This is a genomic window from Phocaeicola dorei, assembly GCF_013009555.1.
GTDB lineage: Bacteria > Bacteroidota > Bacteroidia > Bacteroidales > Bacteroidaceae > Phocaeicola > Phocaeicola dorei.
Genome location: NZ_CP046176.1, coordinates 2,115,911 through 2,134,775 on the forward strand (window position 1 = coordinate 2,115,911; position 18,865 = coordinate 2,134,775).

The 18,865-nt window shown below is 44.4% G+C and carries 10 protein-coding genes; 4 read left to right on the plus strand and 6 right to left on the minus strand.

From position 1 onward, the window contains the following. Positions 1–120 precede the first annotated feature (120 nt). Positions 121–1,533, minus strand: a complete 1,413-nt coding sequence (locus tag GKD17_RS08750) for a DUF4270 domain-containing protein (protein WP_007843966.1) — start codon at positions 1,531–1,533, stop codon at positions 121–123. Positions 1,534–1,552: 19 nt separating this feature from the next. Further along, on the minus strand, positions 1,553–2,377 hold the full coding sequence (locus GKD17_RS08755) for a glycogen/starch synthase (RefSeq protein WP_032936557.1): 825 nt from the start codon (positions 2,375–2,377) through the stop codon (positions 1,553–1,555). Positions 2,378–2,728: 351 nt separating this feature from the next. Here GKD17_RS08755 and panC point away from each other — a divergent pair, with 351 nt between their 5' ends. Further along, positions 2,729–3,577 carry a pantoate--beta-alanine ligase gene (gene panC / locus GKD17_RS08760; RefSeq protein ID WP_005843459.1) on the plus strand — a complete coding sequence of 283 codons (849 nt, stop codon included), beginning with the start codon at positions 2,729–2,731 and terminating at the stop codon, positions 3,575–3,577. 21 nt (positions 3,578–3,598) lie between these two features. After that, positions 3,599–3,949, plus strand: coding sequence for an aspartate 1-decarboxylase (gene panD / locus GKD17_RS08765; protein WP_005843461.1), 351 nt, complete (start codon positions 3,599–3,601; stop codon positions 3,947–3,949). A 128-nt stretch (positions 3,950–4,077) separates the two neighbouring features. Here the strand turns inward: panD and GKD17_RS08770 are convergent, their stop codons facing one another. The 4 genes from GKD17_RS08770 to GKD17_RS08785 form a co-directional block, all read right to left on the minus strand. After that, on the minus strand, positions 4,078–6,078 hold the full coding sequence (locus tag GKD17_RS08770) for a fructose-bisphosphatase class III (RefSeq protein ID WP_007838415.1): 2,001 nt from the start codon (positions 6,076–6,078) through the stop codon (positions 4,078–4,080). 9 nt (positions 6,079–6,087) lie between these two features. Beyond that, a complete protein-coding gene (locus GKD17_RS08775) occupies positions 6,088–7,749 on the minus strand; it encodes a putative transporter (protein ID WP_007838416.1) in 1,662 nt (553 codons plus the stop codon). Between the two features lie 76 nt (positions 7,750–7,825). After that, on the minus strand, positions 7,826–8,623 hold the full coding sequence (gene nudC, locus GKD17_RS08780) for an NAD(+) diphosphatase (protein ID WP_007838418.1): 798 nt from the start codon (positions 8,621–8,623) through the stop codon (positions 7,826–7,828). Between the two features lie 22 nt (positions 8,624–8,645). Further along, a complete protein-coding gene (locus GKD17_RS08785; protein WP_007843968.1) occupies positions 8,646–10,775 on the minus strand; it encodes a Tex family protein in 2,130 nt (709 codons plus the stop codon). A gap of 834 nt (positions 10,776–11,609) precedes the next feature. Between GKD17_RS08785 and GKD17_RS08790 the strand changes: the two genes are divergently transcribed. Together GKD17_RS08790 and GKD17_RS08795 are read left to right on the plus strand one after the other, a co-directional pair. Next, on the plus strand, positions 11,610–14,234 hold the full coding sequence (locus tag GKD17_RS08790; RefSeq protein ID WP_007838431.1) for a glycoside hydrolase family 2 protein: 2,625 nt from the start codon (positions 11,610–11,612) through the stop codon (positions 14,232–14,234). A 126-nt stretch (positions 14,235–14,360) separates the two neighbouring features. Then, positions 14,361–18,764 (plus strand): hybrid sensor histidine kinase/response regulator transcription factor, encoded by a 4,404-nt coding sequence (locus GKD17_RS08795; protein ID WP_007843971.1) that lies wholly within the window; start codon positions 14,361–14,363, stop codon positions 18,762–18,764. Positions 18,765–18,865 lie beyond the last annotated feature (101 nt).

Here is an 18,865-nt window from a genome sequence, read left to right on the forward strand (position 1 = left end):
TATATGTGTTGTCTTGATGAGATGGAACTTTCCGAAAATTGTATATGTTTGAAGAGTAAATGCCATTATTTGCGAAAATAATGGCATTTACTCTTATTGTTAATTATAATGTTTTCATTCTTAAAATGTTGTATAGAAAATTTGCATCTTTAATTTGTTTTTTTCGTTTGTGCCTCCTTTTAGTGCCGCACTTTCCATGTCTAAACTATTGGATATAGCAACCACTTCATTGTTTGAGTTACTTTCTACTTTAACAGGAATTAATACAACTTTATTCCAATCTGGATTCTCGGACTCCCATTTCTTCCAGTCTTCCTCTTTATTAGGATTTCCTCCTGATGCTATTATCTCTCTTTTCCGCTCTTCAATACAATAAGTAATTAAAGGGGCAATGTTAGTAAAAGTGTATGTATTATTACTACTGCTATATTGACTTAAAAAAGATGTTTTGTTATCAGTGATCTTGTTTTCCTCAAAAAATGAGAACATATCCTGTTTTCTAACCATCAATACATATTGAGGTATATTCATTGGATATTTGGACTCCTCTTCGTTATAACGGGTAAATGATACATTCACACCGTTTAGAGTGTCATTTTTGTGCTCGCTGTAAATTTCTGCAATGGGGAAAATTGCTTCGGTGAAAATACCTGCAGGGCTTTTTATATAAGTACGATTGGGATTTTCAACTAAGTCATTAAGTCTGTTGTCATTCTTAAAGTGGTTGGCTTGTATTACTTCCTTGGTTGCGGCAAAATCATAAAATCTAGAGGATAGGGAATCTTTTTTTCCTGAAGAACTTTCCAGCATGAGGTCATAATATAGGCGAAGCGTTATATTGTTTATATACAAAATAGTACCATCTCCATGAGTGGATTGTACGTAAATACCTTTTAATACATTTTTGATAAAAGCACTAGCGTCTTTATAATAATTTTTGTCTTCTTTGTACTTGTTATACATGAATTCTCCTAATTCTTTAGGTAATTTGACGGCTTGGGTTATTACCCTAGTGCCAGAGTAAGTGTCGTCCATTGCAGAAGGACCAACGGCAGAATATGCTTTTAAGGCGATAGGTTTAGCTTGTTTATTATAATAATCCGAAGGATTTACACTTGTATAAAAAGTGTTTATGTCTTTTTCTGCAATAACCTTGTTTAGCGTATCAACTTGTAAACGCATACCGTTTAAAGAATCACCGAAAAAAGTAGAATATTGTAAAAATAGACTAAGACCTGTGATATCTGTTATATTTTCTTCAAATTTGAAGTTGTCCATACAGGTGAACTGTGCTATAAAATCGGCAGTAAATTCTCCAAATTGCTCATCGGTATATCGTCCTAAATATGCAGTACTGGTACGTGCATAAACGGAGTCGGCCAACAGAGATTTGGTGGTAAACTCATAACTGTCTGTATTTGCCGGAATCTTATCTCCACCGGGGATAAGATCGGTCCCGATGCCGGTTGTTGAATCATCGCAACTATAAATCAGTGCTGCCAACAACAATGCGCATAAGTATTTGATTTTCATCTTTATTATTCTTAGTGAGTTATTTCTTTTCAAACCCCCATACTTTGTCATAGAACTTATTGAAAGCATCTACATAGGTATCGGCAGGCTGATAGTCGAGCACAGGCACACCCGATTCACGGGCGAACTTCATGACATTCTCATTCACTTTCTCGCTGTTTTGTATCACACCATCAGAGTAGGCAATGGCCAGTTTGCACAGTTCCTCGTAATTTGCCGGAGATTTGACGATGCTTTCCACATCATTCTTTTCAATGCCTTTCAGCATGAGTTTTTCAGTCAGATTACCTTCGCAGTTCGATTTGAATTCATCCTCAAACACCGAAAATACTACTTTGGAGTCTCTGAATGACGGCTCATCTTGATAAGCCTTCTTAATATAAAGGGGCACAAATGCACTCATCCACCCTTGACAATGGATAATGTCCGGACACCAGCGTAATTTCTTTACCGTTTCCAATACGCCGCGTGCATAAAAAATAGCACGTTCGTCATTGTCTTTGTATTCTACACCATTTTCGTCAGCTACCATTTGGCGGTGCTGGAAATAGTCGTCATTGTCAATGAAGTAAACCTGCATACGTGCAGCTTGGATAGATGCTACCTTGATAATCAGCGGATGGTCCGTATCGTCTATGATTAAATTCATGCCGGACAGGCGGATGACTTCGTGTAATTGGTTTCTGCGCTCATTGACATTGCCCCATTTTGGCATAAAAGTTCTGATTTCTCTGCCTTTTTCCTGAATAGCCTGAGGAAGAAATCTTCCCATGTTTGCCATTTCGGATTCGGGAACGTAAGGGGTAATCTCTTGTGTAATAAATAAAACTTTATTTGCCTTCATCTTAACTTTTTGTTGCTCATAATCATTTTGCAAAGATATAAAAAAAATAGATGAGAGTGGCAAGAAACGAGGAATAATAATTCCTTATGATATGTTAAGTGGCTGGTAATTAGTGGTTAGTGATTGGCGGTTAATGGTCAATGCCTTGCGGAATTAGGTGAAAAATGGGAAAGAACAAGTGGCTGGCCGGTAGCTGAAGAGGGCTTATTGCGTCATATCTGCAAGGTATTAACCACTTATTACTAACCACTCATCATTAATTAAAATTCTTTTTTTCTTCGTTATCTCCCAAATAATGGTTTACTTTGCAGCCGTTTTAAATGAAACTACTCAAACAAAAGAGATAAAAAGATGAAGTTAGTTCAAACAATCAAAGAGCTTCAGTCAGAGCTGGATGCCCTGCGCAGTGAGGGAAAGACAATAGGTCTGGTGCCTACAATGGGTGCACTCCATGCCGGACACGCTTCGTTGGTGAAACGTGCTGTTGCAGAAAATGATGTAGTGGTGGTAAGTGATTTTGTAAATCCTACCCAGTTTAACGACAAAAATGACTTGGCAAAATATCCGCGTACATTGGATGCCGATTGTGAATTGTTGGAAAAAGTAGGAGCGGCTTTTGTTTTTGCTCCGTCTGTAGAAGAGATTTATCCTGAGCCTGATACCCGGCAGTTCAGTTATGCGCCGCTGGACACAGTGATGGAAGGCCGTTTCCGTCCAGGACATTTTAATGGAGTATGCCAGATAGTGAGCAAGCTGTTTATGATTGTAAACCCTACCCGTGCTTATTTCGGCGAGAAAGACTTCCAGCAATTGGCTATTATTCGTGAAATGGTGAAACAGATAGGGTTCAACGGACTGGAAATTGTAGGTTGTCCTATTGTGCGTGAGGAAGACGGGCTGGCATTGAGCAGCCGCAATGCACGGCTTTCTGCGGTGGAAAGAGAGTATGCGCTGAATATTTCGCAAACTTTATTTAAAAGTTGTACTTTTGCAAAATCTCATCCGGTCGCTGAGACTCAGAAGTTTGTAGAGGATGCGATTGCTGCCGCTCCGGGTTTGCGTTTGGAATATTTTGAAATAGTAGATGGCACTACGCTTCAGAAAATAACGGATTGGGAAGATACGGATTATGCAGTAGGTTGCATTACGGTATTTTGCGGAGAGGTACGTTTGATAGATAATATAAAATATAAGGGATAGTGATCGTTAACCATTAGAATTATGATGATTGAGGTATTAAAATCGAAACTGCATTGTGTCCGTGTAACGGAAGCCAATTTGAACTACATGGGTAGTATTACGATTGACGAGGACTTGATGGATGCCGCCAACATGATTGCCGGTGAGAAAGTGCACATTGTGGATAATAATAACGGCGAGAGGTTTGAAACTTATATTATTAAGGGTGAGCGCGGTTCGGGATGTATTTGTCTGAATGGGGCTGCTGCCAGGAAGGTACAGGTGGGTGACATTGTAATTATCATGTCATACGCCATGATGGATTTTGAGGAAGCTAAATCGTTCAAGCCGACGGTGGTTTTTCCCGATTCGGCGATGAACAAGATTGTATAACGATATTTTTGTTCGGTAATCCAAAAGCCCGGTAGACGTGAGTCTGATACGGGCTTTAATTTTTGTATCCGCAATCATAGGGCAATAAACCTTCTTTATTATCCGGTGGTATGATTGCGGATAATCTTTTATATAGATTTCTCCTTGATAAGTCCTGTCCGGTAAGCCACCAGCAATTTCTTTAAATCGTTAATCTGTGTCACCAGTTCCCGTCCTTTGTCAGTGTCCTTTACCATCATGCGTTGGGTGCTCATTTCTACTATCTGGGTGCTCGATTTGATATCCTGCCCTTCTTCAATGGCTTTTTGCATTGAGGTGAACGGTTCGTGCTGTACCAGTTGGAATCCGCGCGAATGGTATACCAGTGTATATCCGGCAATTCCGGTTTCCGAATGATACGCTTTAGAGAATCCTCCGTCTATGACCATCATCTTGCCGTTTGCTTTTATCGGATTCTCACCTTGGATGGTTTTTACGGGTACATGTCCGTTGATGATATGGCGGTGTGTTCCTATCACTCCGAACTCGTCCAGCAGCATATCACATACTTTTTCTTCATTGCGCAGGCTGTAATAGTGACCTTTTACTTCCTTGTGTAACTCTTTCTCTTTTAAAAAGTAACGTTCAAAAGTAGCCATTTTGTCTTTGTCGAAAGCAGGGGAGTCTTTGCCACACCACAAGTACCATACATAGTCTACGGCAAAGGGTCTGTCCTCGTTGTCTTCCTCAGCGAAGAAGGCGGTACGGATCAAGTGCCCTACCTTTTCCAGCAAGGCTTTTCCTTTGTACATTTTTCCGGCTATGGACACATCTTTCAGCGTACCGTCGGCATTCAGGGGTATGGAGGCGTGGAACAGCAGATTTGAGTTGCTCACCGTGTACATACATCCGTAACGGAACAGGCAGCGGATATGTTTTTTCAATTTCTCACTGCTGACAAACGAACGATGGAGTTTGTTCATAATCTCCCGTTCTTCGTCTGTCAGCTTATAAGGATCGGCAGGATTTACCGTAGGAAGAAAGCTGTCTTTCAGTTCATATTCTTTTCCATTGGGCATTGTGATAGTCTTACGCTCAAAATCTATACGGTGTAGCAGCATACGGTCGTCCATCTCGAAATCGGGGCGGCGCCTGATAATCTCTGCTTCCAGCTTGAACTGGATAACACTGATTGCTTTGTGCATCTGGCCTATCATGCGCAGTGTCTTGGCATTGTAAGTACAGTCTTCTTTCTCTACTTTCGGTCCGAATAGGGTGCAGGGATCGTCTGCGTATGTTTCCATGGCAAAGGTGGCCAAGGGCAGAAGGTTGATGCCATATCCATCCTCCAAGGCGGCAAGGTTGCCATAACGCATGGCCAGGCGTAGCACGTTTGCCATACAGCAGTCGTTGCCGGCTGCGGCTCCCATCCATAAAATGTCATGGTTTCCCCATTGTACATCGAAATTATGATAATCGCATAATATGTCCATAATGCGGTGGGGGGCGGGACCACGGTCGAATATATCACCCAGCACATGCAGTGTGTCTATGGTGAGCCGTTGGATGAGGTTGCATAAGGCAATGATAAAGTCATCGGCGCGGCGGGTAGAAATGATGGTGCTGATGATGACGTTAATATACGCCTGCTTGTTGGGAACCATTGAGTTTTCGTGCAACAATTCCTGAATGATATACGAGAATTCTTTGGGAAGTGATTTCCGCACTTTGGAACGGGTGTATTTGGAGGATACATTCTGGCATACACGTACCAACTGGTTCAACGTGATGACATACCAGTCGTCTAGGTCCGTTTCCACTGCTTTTACCAGATCCAGTTTTTGTTCCGGATAATAAATCAGCGTACATAGTTCTTTTTTTTCGTTCTCGCGCAGGGTATTCCCGAATATTTCATTTACTTTTCTTTTGATGGCCCCGGAAGCATTCCGCAATACATGCTGGAATGCCTCGTACTCTCCGTGCAGGTCGGCAAGGAAATGTTCTGTACCTTTAGGCAGATTCAGAATAGCTTCCAGGTTGATTATTTCCGTACTGGCATCGGCTATAGTGGGGAAACTATGCGACAGCAGTTGCAGGTATCGCATATCTTTCTGTATGGTTTCCGGGGTGATTGAATTATAAGCGTTCATGGCTGGAAATTATATAAAAAACATGAGTATTAATTGGGCTATAATGACCCGGCTGAACATGGACAGCGGATATACGGTGGCATAACTCACCGCCGGATTATCACCGGGTAACGTGTCATTGGCATAGTTCAATGCCATAGGGTTTGCCATGCTTCCACACAGCATACCACAGGTGCTTCCGAAGTCGAGGCGGGTCATGCGGAGGGCCACTAATGCCATGATGACTACCGGGATAAAGGTGATGGCGAAGCCTATAGCTATCCAGATGGCTCCTTCGGGGCGCATCACTGTCTCGAAGAAATGTGCACCTGCATCTAGTCCCAGGCAAGCCAGATAGAGGGATAACCCGATACCGCGCAGCATCAGGTTGGCACTCCGGGTGGTATAAGTGATGAGGTGGAAACGGGGACCAAAGCATCCGATAAGAATTCCTACTACGATAGGTCCGCCTGCCAGGCCTAATTTAACGGGAGTGCTGATGCCGGGGATGGCGATAGGGATGGAGCCTAGTATCAATCCCAGTACAATACCTATAAAAATGGCGGCAAGATTAGGATCCTTCAGCGTTTTAACCGCATTGCCTAATACTTTTTCCACATTCTCTATGGCTTTGGCTTCTCCCACCACGGTCAGCCGGTCGCCCAGTTGGAGGATCAGCCCCGGTGTGGCAAGTAGTTGTACCCCGCTGCGCATCACACGGCTGATGTTGATGCCATAGCTGTTGCGCAGACGTAAAGAGCCTAGTTTTTTCCCGTTTATTTCGGGGCGGCTGATAACGATATGTTTGGAAATCAATTGGCTGTCTATGGCATTCCAGTCGATGTCTTCTTTATTCCAATCCTGGCTTTCCTGTTCGCCGAAAAGAATCGTGAGCGAGGGAGCGTCCTTTTCGGTGGTGATAACCAGCAGACGGTCATTCTCTTTCAGGATTTTTTCTGAAGTGGGGATACTTACCGTGCCTTCCCGCCATAAACGGGAGATAACAAATTTAGGATAGCTTAATAAAGCTACTTCTTTTATGCTTTTATTGAAAATGGCGGGATTGTGCACTTTGAAGGTGGCTATGAATGTCTGATTGGTGTCCTCGTGTTCGTGAATGTCGATATCTGAGGGACGAACAAATAATTTGCGTACCAGCAACATGGCCAGAATAACACCTACCACTCCCAGCGGATAGGTTACGGCGCAACTTAACGCTGCGCCACTGGCGGGTTCCCCCATTTGTTTTAAAGTCTGTTGGGCGGCCCCCAAAGCGGGAGTATTGGTGGTGGCTCCACAAAGGATGCCTACCATATCGCTCATCGGTATGTCTCCCAGTTTGCTGAAAAGCACCGTCATGACCGTACCTGTCAGAATAACGCCCATGCCCAGCATATTGAGCTGTACACCGCCTTTACGGAATGAACTGAAAAAGCCGGGACCTACCTGCAATCCTAGTTCGTATACAAAAAGCACAAGACCGAAACTCTCGGCGTAATTCAGCATATTCGAGTCGATTGAGAATCCCAAGTGTCCGGCCAGAATACCGGCAAAAAAGACGAAGGTAACTCCCAATGAAATGCCAAACAGGTGGATCTTACCTAAACCGAGCCCCACAGCAATGATAATCGAGAGGATTACAACCGCCTGTAAAGGCGTGTGTTCAAAAAATAAGCTATTTAACCATTCCATATTGCAAAGATAGTACATTTTTAAGTTCTGCAAGCGATAAATAGGTATTTATGGATGGAACATGACTCATCTCGTTCTATAAATGATTCTTTTCCTCCAGCCACGCATCAATCAATTTTCTTGCCAGACTCAGCTTTTTGGGTATCTCCGGCAAATTGTCTTTGGTATAGAAAGCGCCGGCATTCAGTTCTTCTTGTTGTAATTTGATGTTTCCGCTTTCATAATCGGCGGTGAAGCCTATCATGATTCCGCTGGGATAAGGCCACGGCTGGCTGCCGAAATATTTCAGGTTTTTGATATGGAGTCCTGTTTCTTCCAGTACCTCGCGGTACACACACTCCTCCAAAGTCTCGCCCGGTTCAAGAAAGCCGGCTACCAAACCGTTGAAAGTTCCCCGGAAGTTGCGGGCGTGGACCAGCAGTATGCTGTCTCCCCGGCGTATCAATACAATGATGGCAGGAGAGATGCGCGGATAAATTTCCTGACGACATTGGGGGCATTTTTTAGCAATTGGAGAAATCTGTACGGTAGGCACGCCGCACATGGGGCAATAGCGGCTGTTCTTGTCCCAATTCAGTATCTGGAAGGCTTTGCCACCCACATTGTACTCTTCCCAAGGCAATACGTCGTATGAACTCCGGAGATCCATCATCAGGTGGCGGTCATTTTCGCAGCCGGGCACCGGGGCGTGTACGGAGAAAGTTTTGGCAGTGTGTCCCTCTATCTCTCCGATGGTGTGGATAGTGCTTCCCACCGGAACAGGCATGGGAGGCTCTGTTCCGAAAGGTATGGTGTACATTCCGTTCTTTTTCTCTATCAGCAGCTGATCCTTATAAAAAACGAACCACCCGCAGGTTTCTATATCTTCTTCCATATTCTTTTTTACCTTGTTGCAATTATTGATTCAATCCTTTCATAGTGAGCTGGATGCGCTTGCGCTCTAGGTCTATGCTCATCACTTTCACCCGTACATGCTGATGGATGCTGACTACGGTGGTGGGGTCGCTCACAAATTTGTCGGCCAGTTGTGATACGTGCACCAGACCCTTCTCTTTGATTCCTATATCTACAAAGCAACCGAAGTTGGTAATATTGTTCACAATGCCGGGCAGTTCCATTCCTTCAGTCAAATCCTCTATGGTCTTTACATTCTTGTCAAATTCAAAAACTTGGATTTGTTGCCGTGGGTCGCGTCCCGGCTTGTCCAATTCCTGTATGATGTCTGTCAGGGTGGGAAGCCCCACTGTCGGGGTGACATACTTCTTGATATCAATCCGGCTGCGTAGTTCTTTGCTCTTTATCAGTTCGTCCACGGTGCAGCTCAGGTCTTTGGCTATCTGCTCCACTATGGGATAGCTTTCGGGATGCACGGCCGAGTTGTCCAGCGGATTCTTCGCTTGTGGGATACGCAGGAACCCTGCGCATTGTTCAAACGCTTTCGCTCCCATCCGGGGTACTTTTAATAACTCCTTGCGTGAACTGAAAGGCCCGTTCTCGGTGCGGTAATCCACAATGTTTTGAGCCAAGGCAGGACCTAGCCCCGATATATAAGTCAGCAGATGACGGCTGGCGGTATTGAGGTTCACACCTACCAGGTTCACACAACTTTCCACCGTCTGGTCCAATGATTTCTTCAATAAAGTCTGGTCCACATCATGCTGGTATTGTCCCACTCCGATAGATTTGGCGTCTATTTTCACCAGTTCGGCCAGCGGATCCATCAACCGGCGGCCTATGGATACGGCTCCACGCACGGTCACGTCGTATTCAGGGAACTCGTCTCGGGCGGTTTTCGAGGCCGAGTAAATGGATGCCCCATCCTCGCTTACTACAAATACTTGCAATTCACGGTCATAGCGTTGTGAAGTGATGAATTGTTCTGTCTCACGGCTGGCGGTGCCATTACCTATGGCGATTGCCTCTATCTGATATTGTTCTACCAATTTCACGATGCTGCGGGCTGCCTGTGAGTATTCACTCTTGGGCGGATGCGGATAAATGGTTTCATTGTGCAGCAAAGAGCCTTGGGCATCCAGACAGACTATTTTACATCCGGTACGGTAGCCGGGATCAACTCCCATGACCCGTTTCTGTCCTAAAGGGGGAGCCAACAGAAGCTGTCTCAGGTTTCCGGCGAAGACGCGGATTGCCTCCTCGTCGGCTTTCTCCTTGCTCAAGGCTGAAAATTCGGTTTCGATGGAAGGCTTCAGAAGCCGCTTGTACGCATCACGTACTGCCTCGCCTACCTGGCGGCTGCATTCATTGTTGCCACGGACATACATTTGTTCCAGCCGTCCGGCGCACTCTTCGTCATCGGGGCTTATACTTACTTTCAACAGGCCTTCCGACTCTCCCCGGCGGATAGCCAGCAGACGGTGGGAGGAACAGCGTTTCAAAGGTTCGCTGAAATCGAAATAATCGCGGTATTTGGCGGCTTCTTCCTCTTTGCCTTTCACCACTTTGGAGGTGATGACGGCTTGTCGGGAAAATTGGTTGCGCAGTTGGTTGCGGGCACGCTCGTCCTCGCTCACTTGTTCGGCTATGATGTCGCGCGCGCCTTTCAGTGCATCCTCTTCGTCTTTCACATCTCCTTTCACAAAAGCGGGGAGACGGCTGTCCAGATGGTTTTCGCGTTGCAATAACAGTAAGGTGGCAAGCGGTTCCAGTCCTTTTTGCCGTGCCGCTTCGGCGCGGGTCTTACGTTTCGGCTTATAGGGCAGATATATGTCTTCCACTTCGGTGGCATCCCAACTTTGTTCAATGCGTTTGCGCAATTCTTCTGTTAGTTTGCCTTGTTCTTCTATGGTAGAAAGAATGGTTTCTTTTCGTTTGGCCAGTTCACACAACTTGTCATTTCTGTCTTTAATTTCGCCTATTTGTACTTCGTCCAGCCCTCCGGTTGCCTCTTTCCGGTATCGGCTTATGAAAGGGATGGTAGCTCCCCCGCCCAGTAGAGATAATGTATTGTCTACTTGATGTACGGAAACCTTCAGGGCTGCGGCAATCATTTTATTGAATAGTTCCATGTTTGTTGTTTTCTTTTGGGGGGCAAAGGTATAAAAAAGGTATGGGTTTATCGTATAAATCGGGTGTATTTCTGCAAAGAAAAAGAGTCGGTCCGATGCGTTTCCAGGGCTCACAAGGCTCAAGGCTCACTTATGCGGTATTTTAAACCTTGGTAGATGTGTAAATGTTTGTTTTACAGATTGTTTACTAAAACAAGACGTGCGGATTGAATATTATTCTTTGGTCTTTGGGAAGTTCAGGATTGTCTTGACTTTGTCTGTCGTTTTATGGAATTTGTGTTTGGTTTGACCAGGCTTGTTTTTTTGCCGGGTTTGATTCATAATAGGCCGGATCAATGGATATGGGGTGCTTCCGGATTTTTCACGATGCCCGGAATGACCAAGTGATGATGTCAATAGAAATTTCTTTTATTTATACATTTTGCTTTCCGGTAAATGTCGGATGTATCCGTGTGTGCCTGGGTGTCATTATATTATTCATTTATTTTTCAGAATATAGTCTTGTTTTCGTCTTTTTATTGTAATAAATTGAAAATCAGTATATGTATGGGTTTCTTGAAGCTTGTTTTGGGCTTAAATACCGCTTAGGTGAGCCTTTGAGCCTTGAGCCTTGGAAGGCCTTGTGAAAAGACCTTGTCATTCCCTTCCAAAGACCTGTTCTTTGTATAAAAAGACCTTGACGTTTTTTTAAAAGAACCTTGTCTTTGACGCCAAACATCAGGACCTTTTTTTTAAATGTCTGGATCTTTTTCAAAAACAACAAGACCTTTTTTCAAAGGGAACGGGTACAAACGGACAGCCGGTCCGTCTCTTTTCCCAGATAGTGTAATAATTATGAAGAAACTGTTTATTTTACTTGTGTGCCTGTTGCCTGTGTTGGCACAAGCTCAAATGGAGACCTCTGTAGCCGGATTCATCCCTTTATCCGGTAGCGGAAGAATAGTATATAATTTCAATCCCGGATGGCGCTTTCATCGTGGAGACATAAAAGGCGCGGAAGCCGTACGTTTTGATGATACATCTTGGCAAGTAGTGTCTGCTCCGCATACTGTGGAACTGATGCCTGCCGAGGCAAGCGGTTGCCGTAACTATCAGGGTGTGGCATGGTACCGGAAACATTTTGTGATTCCTCAAGATATGAAAGGAAAAGAGGTGTCGCTTCATTTTGAGGGAGCTATGGGAAAACAGGTGATTTATTTAAATGGCAAGAGGGTGCAAGAGCACTTGGGAGGATACCTTCCTTTCACTGTGCAACTGACGGAACAGGGGGTACAGCCCGGAGACAGTTGCTTGCTGGCAGTGATGACGGATAATAGTGATGATAAGAATTTTCCTCCGGGAAAACGTCAATATACCTTGGATTTCGCTTATCATGGAGGAATTTACCGGGATGTGTGGATGATAGGAAAATCAAGTGTAGCTATTACAGATGCCTTGGAGGCCGATAAGGTGGCCGGAGGCGGAGTTTTTGTGCATTTTGACAATATAAGCGGGAAAAAAGCGGAAGTGTACGTGGATACGGAAGTGCATAACAGTGGAAAGCAGACGCGTACCGTAGCCGTGGAGACGGTTTTGGCGGATGCCGGCGATGTTCCCGTAAAACGGGTTTCGCAACAGGTGAAGCTGCAAGCAGGGGAATCGAAGACGGTGCGGCAACAGTTTGCAGTTCGCAATCCTAAGTTATGGTCTCCTGACTCACCTTATTTGTATAGGATACAATCTCGTGTCAAAGCCGGACATGAAGTTTTGGATGGGGGAGTGACACGTGTGGGGATCCGCAAAGCGGAATTTAAAGGTAAGGATGGCTTTTGGTTGAATGGCAAGCCTTTTGGTCAATTGGTCGGCGCGAACCGTCATCAGGATTTTGCATACGTGGGTAATGCGCTGCCCAACAGCCAGCAGTGGAGGGATGCCAAACGCTTGCGTGATGCAGGATGTACCATTATCCGTGTAGCTCATTATCCGCAAGATCCGGCATTCATGGATGCTTGTGACGAAATGGGGCTGTTTGTTATTGTGGCTACTCCGGGATGGCAATATTGGAATAAAAATCCGGAGTTCGCAAAGCTGGTACATCGGAATACCCGTGAGATGATACGCCGGGACCGCAATCATCCCAGTGTGCTGATGTGGGAGCCTATTTTGAATGAAACGCCTTATCCGCGCGATTTCGCACTGGAGGCATTACGGATTACACGGGAGGAGTTTCCTTATCCCGGACGCCCTGTAGCGGCAGCCGATGTTCATTCGAAAGGAGTGGCGGAAAACTATGATGTGGTGTACGGATGGCCGGGAGATGATGAGAAGGCAGACCGTCCGGAACAATGTATTTTTACTCGTGAGTTTGGCGAGAATGTGGATGACTGGTATGCACATAATAATAATAACCGTGCCAGCCGTAGCTGGGGGGAACGCCCGTTGCTGGTGCAGGCGTTGTCATTATCAAAGAGTTATGATGAAATGTACCACACTACAGGACAGTTTATCGGTGGGGCGCAATGGCATCCTTTTGATCATCAGCGGGGGTATCATCCCGATCCGTATTTCGGGGGCATTTATGATGCGTTCCGGCAGCCTAAATACGCTTATTATGCTTTTCGCAGCCAGTCTGCCGCGACATTGAAGCATCCTGTAGCGGAATGTGGCCCTATGGTGTTTATCGCCCATGAGATGTCTCCTTTCTCGGATGCCGATGTGGTGGTGTTCAGTAATTGTGATTCGGTTCGTCTCTCTGTCTATGACGATACTGAGAGCTGGACGCTTCCGGTAGTTCATGCGCAGGGACATATGCCTAATGCCCCGGTGATATTCAAGGATGTATGGGATTTCTGGGAAGCACGCGAGTATAGTTATAAGCAAAAAAACTGGCAGAAAGTAAATATGGTGGCAGAGGGAATTATAGACGGTAAAGTGGTTTGCACTTATAAGCGGATGCCGTCACGTCGCAGCACGAAGTTGCGTATGTATGTGGATACGGAAGGAAAACAATTGGTGGCAGACGGTTCGGATTTTATCGTAGTGGTGGCCGAAGTGACGGATGATAGCGGTAATGTGCGCCGTCTGGCCAAAGAAAATATCGTATTTACTGTAGAAGGTGAAGGACGAATTATAGGGGATGCCTCTATCAATGCCAATCCGCGCACGGTGGAGTTTGGCTCTGCTCCCGTATTGATCCGTTCTACCCGCAAGCCCGGCAAAATAAAGGTGAAGGCCCATGTGCAGTTTGAAGGAACGAATGCGCCGGTTGCTACGGAAATAGAATTAGAAAGTATTCCGTCAGAACTGCCTTTCTGTTATACGGAGGAGGAGACGGATTCTCAATCAGTTGGAGCAGGACTAGCCGGAAGCCCTGTTAGAACAGAAAGAATGGCGGGGAAAGTTGTGCTGACAGAAGAGGAAAGGCAAAAAGTATTGATGGAGGTGGAGAGACAGCAAACTGAATTCGGTACGGAGAAGTAATATAGATAGAACGCGGATTTATCTCGTTCCAATCTAACCAATAATTGGTATTTAACTAATTTCAATTTAAGTACCAACGGATTTTTTTCTTATCTTTGACCTCGGTTTGAAGAAAACTAAATACTTATGAAGAAATATATACTTATTATACTTTGTTGCCTGACAAGCTTTCCTCTGTGGTCATATAATGTGAATATGATTGTGGAACATTATTCTGTAGATCAAGGGCTTCCTAATAATACGGTAAACTGTACCTTGAAAGACAGAGATGGCTTTATCTGGTTCGGAACCTGGTATGGCTTATGTTGTTTCGATGGAGTGAAGTTTAAAACATTCAATAAACAGGAGCACGATTCGGATGTGCCGCCACGTAAGATCCAGCGCATAGTCGAGGATAAAAACGGGTATATATGGGTAAAGACCATTGACCGTAAGTTATATGTCTTCAATAAAGTGACCGAATGTTTTCATGCTGTTTATGATGACATGAAGAACTATTCGGAGAATATCCAGGTGATAAAATTACAAAATACGGCCGAGGGGGATGTGTTGTTGCTGACTAAAGATAAAAATCTGTTATTGGCCGGGGTAGATGAAAAAGGGCAGGTAACTATCAAGATTCTGTTCGACTCTCGGAACGAGATAAACAAGCATGATTATACACTGAAACACCATGTCCTGTGTGAGACGGAGGAATATATCAGTTGGATAGGAACTGATTATAAGGTAGCCGCCGTGCATAAAGGATCGGAATTGGCATCCCGGCCTGCCGATTTTATAACCAGTAAGATTAATTCCGGTGACAAGGATAGTTTTACCAGTTTTTTTGAGGATGGCAGGAAGGTATGGGTCGGAGATCGTGCGGGTATTTTTTACAGTATCGATGTGAGGACCGGTTTGGTAAACCGGTATGTACTTTCCGAAATAAAAGGTGCGATCAGCAATTTGCTGGTTACTCCGGCAGGTTATGTCTATCTCAGTGTGGCCGGACAAGGCACATACGAATATGATTTGGCTGAGCGCAGGTTGCAAAAGATAAATACTGAAATGAATGACGCTATGGTAACTCATGCATTCATAGACCAGTATGATAAAATATGGTTTCACGAAAATGAGAAGGCGCTGATTTATTATGATCCGTTGAACCATACTGCAAAACGGTTTCCGTTTACCATGTTCGGCAAGATAACCACCCTGTATTCGGAAGATGCCGGCGAAAGAGGGCTTTTTTTCCTGTCTCCGGCAGGAGAGGCCTGGTTGTTCGACAGGGAACATGCGGAGATGGTTTATATCAATAAATTGAAACAACTTTCTAATGATAGGACAAATCAGCAGTTTTATCATCTGATGTTGGATAATGACGGGGTATTGTGGCTTTCCTCTGCCGATGAAGGGGTGTATTGCATGAATTTCCCCAAGAAGCAATTCAATCTGCTTTCGTTGTCTCCGCAATCAGCCGGTCAGGAAAATTATGCGACAGGGGTAAGAGCCCTTTTCCAATCAAAAAGTGGCGATATCTGGGTGGGCACCCGTTGGCAGAGTGTTTATCGGATGGACCGGAACGGTGTAACCAAACATGTTTTTTCGACAGGTGACGAGCATATAGGTAATGTATATCACATCATGGAAGACGACAAAGGAAACCTTTGGTTCTCTACCAAAGGCGACGGATTGGTGAAAGCTGTTCCTGATGAGAAAACTGCAGGTGGTTTCCGTTTTAAACGTTATCTGCATAATTTGTCTGATTTGTCGTCAATCAGCGGGAATGATGTGTATTTCACTTATCAGGATGAAAAGAAACGTATCTGGGTGGGTACTTTGGACGGAGGATTGAATCTGCTTTGTGAGGAAAATGGGGAAGTCACTTTTAAGAATAAATATAACGGATTCAAGAATTATCCTACGTATGGCCTTTATATGGAAGTGAGGAATATGATAGAGGATAATGACGGGCGTATGTGGGTAGGTACGATGGACGGGCTGATGTCTTTTAAAAACAACTTTGCCTCAGTGGAGCAGATTGATTTTGAAACCTACCGTGGTGCCAACCGGGTAAATTATGCCGATAGCGATGTGTACGCGCTTTATAAAGACGAGTTCTCTCAGATATGGGTATGCGTGTTTGGTGGAGGATTGAGCAAATTGTCGGGATATGATGAGGAAACGCATAAGCTTTCATTTAAATCGTATGGCTGGGAAGACGGATTGAATAATGATGTGGTGATGTCTATTATAGAAGATGATAACGGTTTCCTTTGGCTTGCTACGGAAAAAGGACTCTCTTGTTTTGACAGGGCGACAAGCCAGGTGCGTAACTATGACAAATACGATGGCTTTCCCCCGGTTGTGATGGAAGAAAGCACCACATTGAAAACGCTGGACGGGGAACTTTGGCTGGGGTGTAAAGAGGGTATCTTGACCTTTTCTCCCGATAAACTGGAAACGCAAAGATTTGATTATAACACATTTATTGTAGGATGTCAGATATCAAACCGGGACATACGCAGCTATACGGACCATCCTATTATTGACCGGTCCATTACCTATACAGACAGGATTACATTGAATCATAACCAGTCCATGTTTACTTTAGAGTTTGCGGCGTTGAACTATAATAATCAGAACCGTGTGTCTTACAAATATATTTTGGAAGGATATGAAAAAGAATGGCACTATAACGGGAAGAACCGTATAGCGTCCTATACCAATGTTCCTCCCGGCAAGTATCTTTTCAGAGTACAGACACTGGATGAGGCAAATCCCGGTTTGGAATCTTTCCGTGAGTTGACCGTTGTCATTCTGCCGCCTTGGTGGGCCAGTTGGTGGGCGTATGTTATCTATATGATTATAGCTGTAGCCTTATTGCTGGTGGCTATAAAATTATCTCTTTTCATGATTAAGGTGAAAAATGATGTGTATATCGAACAAAAATTGTCCGAATTGAAAATCAAGTTCTTTACCAATATCTCGCATGAGTTGCGTACTCCGCTGACTCTGATCCAAGGGCCTATTCAGGAGTTGAAAGAGAAAGAAAAACTATCTCAGAAAGGAATGCAATACGTGGATCTGATGGAAAAGAATACCAAGCAGATGCTGCAACTGGTCAATCAGATATTGGATTTCCGTAAAATACAGAACGGAAAAATGCGTCTGCATGTGTCGTTGTTCAACCTGAATGAGATGGTAGACTCTTTTGAGAAAGAATTCAGGGTGATGGCCGAAGAAAATGAAGTCAGCTTCACGTTCCAGCTGGCCGGTGAGGATATCATGGTATGGGCGGATAAGGAGAAAGTGGCCATCGTAATCCGCAACATAATCTCCAATGCGTTCAAGTTCACTCCTGCCGGGGGGAATATTTATGTCACGATGGGAGTGTCGGATGATGACAAGCATTGTTATGTACGGGTGGAAGATAGCGGTGTGGGTATTCCCCAAAGCAAGCTTTCCGAAATCTTCGAGCGTTTCTCGCAGGCTGACAATGCACGTGGCGCTTATTATCAGGGAACGGGCATCGGATTGGCTTTATCTAAGGAAATTATCAGTCTGCATCATGGGGAAATCTATGCAGAGAGCCCTGAAGGGAAAGGGGCAGTCTTTACCATTGAATTGCAACTGGGTAAGGAGCATTACAAACCGTCGGAAGTCGATTTTTATATGGGCGGGGAAACGGTGAGTGTTCCTGAAACTGAATCTGTTTCTGCTTCTGCCGGCAAGGAAAGCGAGGAGGAGAAAGAACAGCCTGTCGATTCGTCTTTGCCTACCGTGCTGATTGTAGAAGATAATAAGGATTTATGTAATATGTTGAAGTTGCAATTGGAAGATAAATTCAATATTTATATGGCCAATGATGGTGTGGAGGGGCTGAAGAAAGTACATCTCTATCATCCCGACATGGTAGTCACCGACCAGATGATGCCGAATATGGATGGAATAGAGATGTTGCAACGCATCCGTAAAGATTTCCAAATCAGTCATATTCCGGTGATTATCCTGACGGCGAAAGGTAATGATGAAGCGAAGACCAAAGCGATAAGCATGGGAGCGAATGCCTATATCATCAAACCTTTCAGCAAAGACTATTTGGTGGCACGTATCGAACAGTTGCTGAATGAACGTAAATTGTTCCGTGAACGTGTATGGCAGCAGCCCGAAGAACATAAGGAGGAACAGGATACATACGAACAGTTCCTAGTGAAGAAAGATGTGCAGTTCATTGAAAAGATTCATCAGGTTATAGAAGAGAATTTGGATAATAGTGATTTTAATATAGATACTATAGCATCAACTATCGGGCTGAGTCGCTCGGCTTTCTTTAAGAAGTTAAAGAGTCTGACCGGGTTTGCTCCGGTGGATTTAGTGAAAGAAATTCGTCTGAATAAATCAATAGAGTTGATTAAAAATTCGGATATGAGTATTTCAGAAATAGCTTTTGCCGTAGGCTTCAAGGATTCCGGTTATTTCAGTAAATGTTTTCGTAAGAAATATGATCAGACTCCGAGGGAATATATGAATGAATGGCGTAAAGGTTGATTTCTTGATCTTATAAAGCAGGAATCCCGTAAACAGATGCAAGCGAGCATTGTGTTTGCGGGATTGTCTTGTTTATTCACTAAATTATTTTTGGACTTTAT

What these genes read in the sequence shown, in the direction of transcription:
- GKD17_RS08795 (WP_007843971.1), top strand. Translation starts at nt 14,361, where the DNA reads ATGAAGAAATATATACTTATTATACTTTGTTGCCTGACAAGCTTTCCT.
- nudC (WP_007838418.1), bottom strand. Translation starts at nt 8,623, where the DNA reads ATGGAAGAAGATATAGAAACCTGCGGGTGGTTCGTTTTTTATAAGGAT.
- GKD17_RS08790 (WP_007838431.1), top strand. Translation starts at nt 11,610, where the DNA reads ATGAAGAAACTGTTTATTTTACTTGTGTGCCTGTTGCCTGTGTTGGCA.
- GKD17_RS08755 (WP_032936557.1), bottom strand. Translation starts at nt 2,377, where the DNA reads ATGAAGGCAAATAAAGTTTTATTTATTACACAAGAGATTACCCCTTAC.
- GKD17_RS08785 (WP_007843968.1), bottom strand. Translation starts at nt 10,775, where the DNA reads ATGGAACTATTCAATAAAATGATTGCCGCAGCCCTGAAGGTTTCCGTA.
- panC (WP_005843459.1), top strand. Translation starts at nt 2,729, where the DNA reads ATGAAGTTAGTTCAAACAATCAAAGAGCTTCAGTCAGAGCTGGATGCC.
- GKD17_RS08770 (WP_007838415.1), bottom strand. Translation starts at nt 6,078, where the DNA reads ATGAACGCTTATAATTCAATCACCCCGGAAACCATACAGAAAGATATG.
- panD (WP_005843461.1), top strand. Translation starts at nt 3,599, where the DNA reads ATGATGATTGAGGTATTAAAATCGAAACTGCATTGTGTCCGTGTAACG.
- GKD17_RS08775 (WP_007838416.1), bottom strand. Translation starts at nt 7,749, where the DNA reads ATGGAATGGTTAAATAGCTTATTTTTTGAACACACGCCTTTACAGGCG.
- GKD17_RS08750 (WP_007843966.1), bottom strand. Translation starts at nt 1,533, where the DNA reads ATGAAAATCAAATACTTATGCGCATTGTTGTTGGCAGCACTGATTTAT.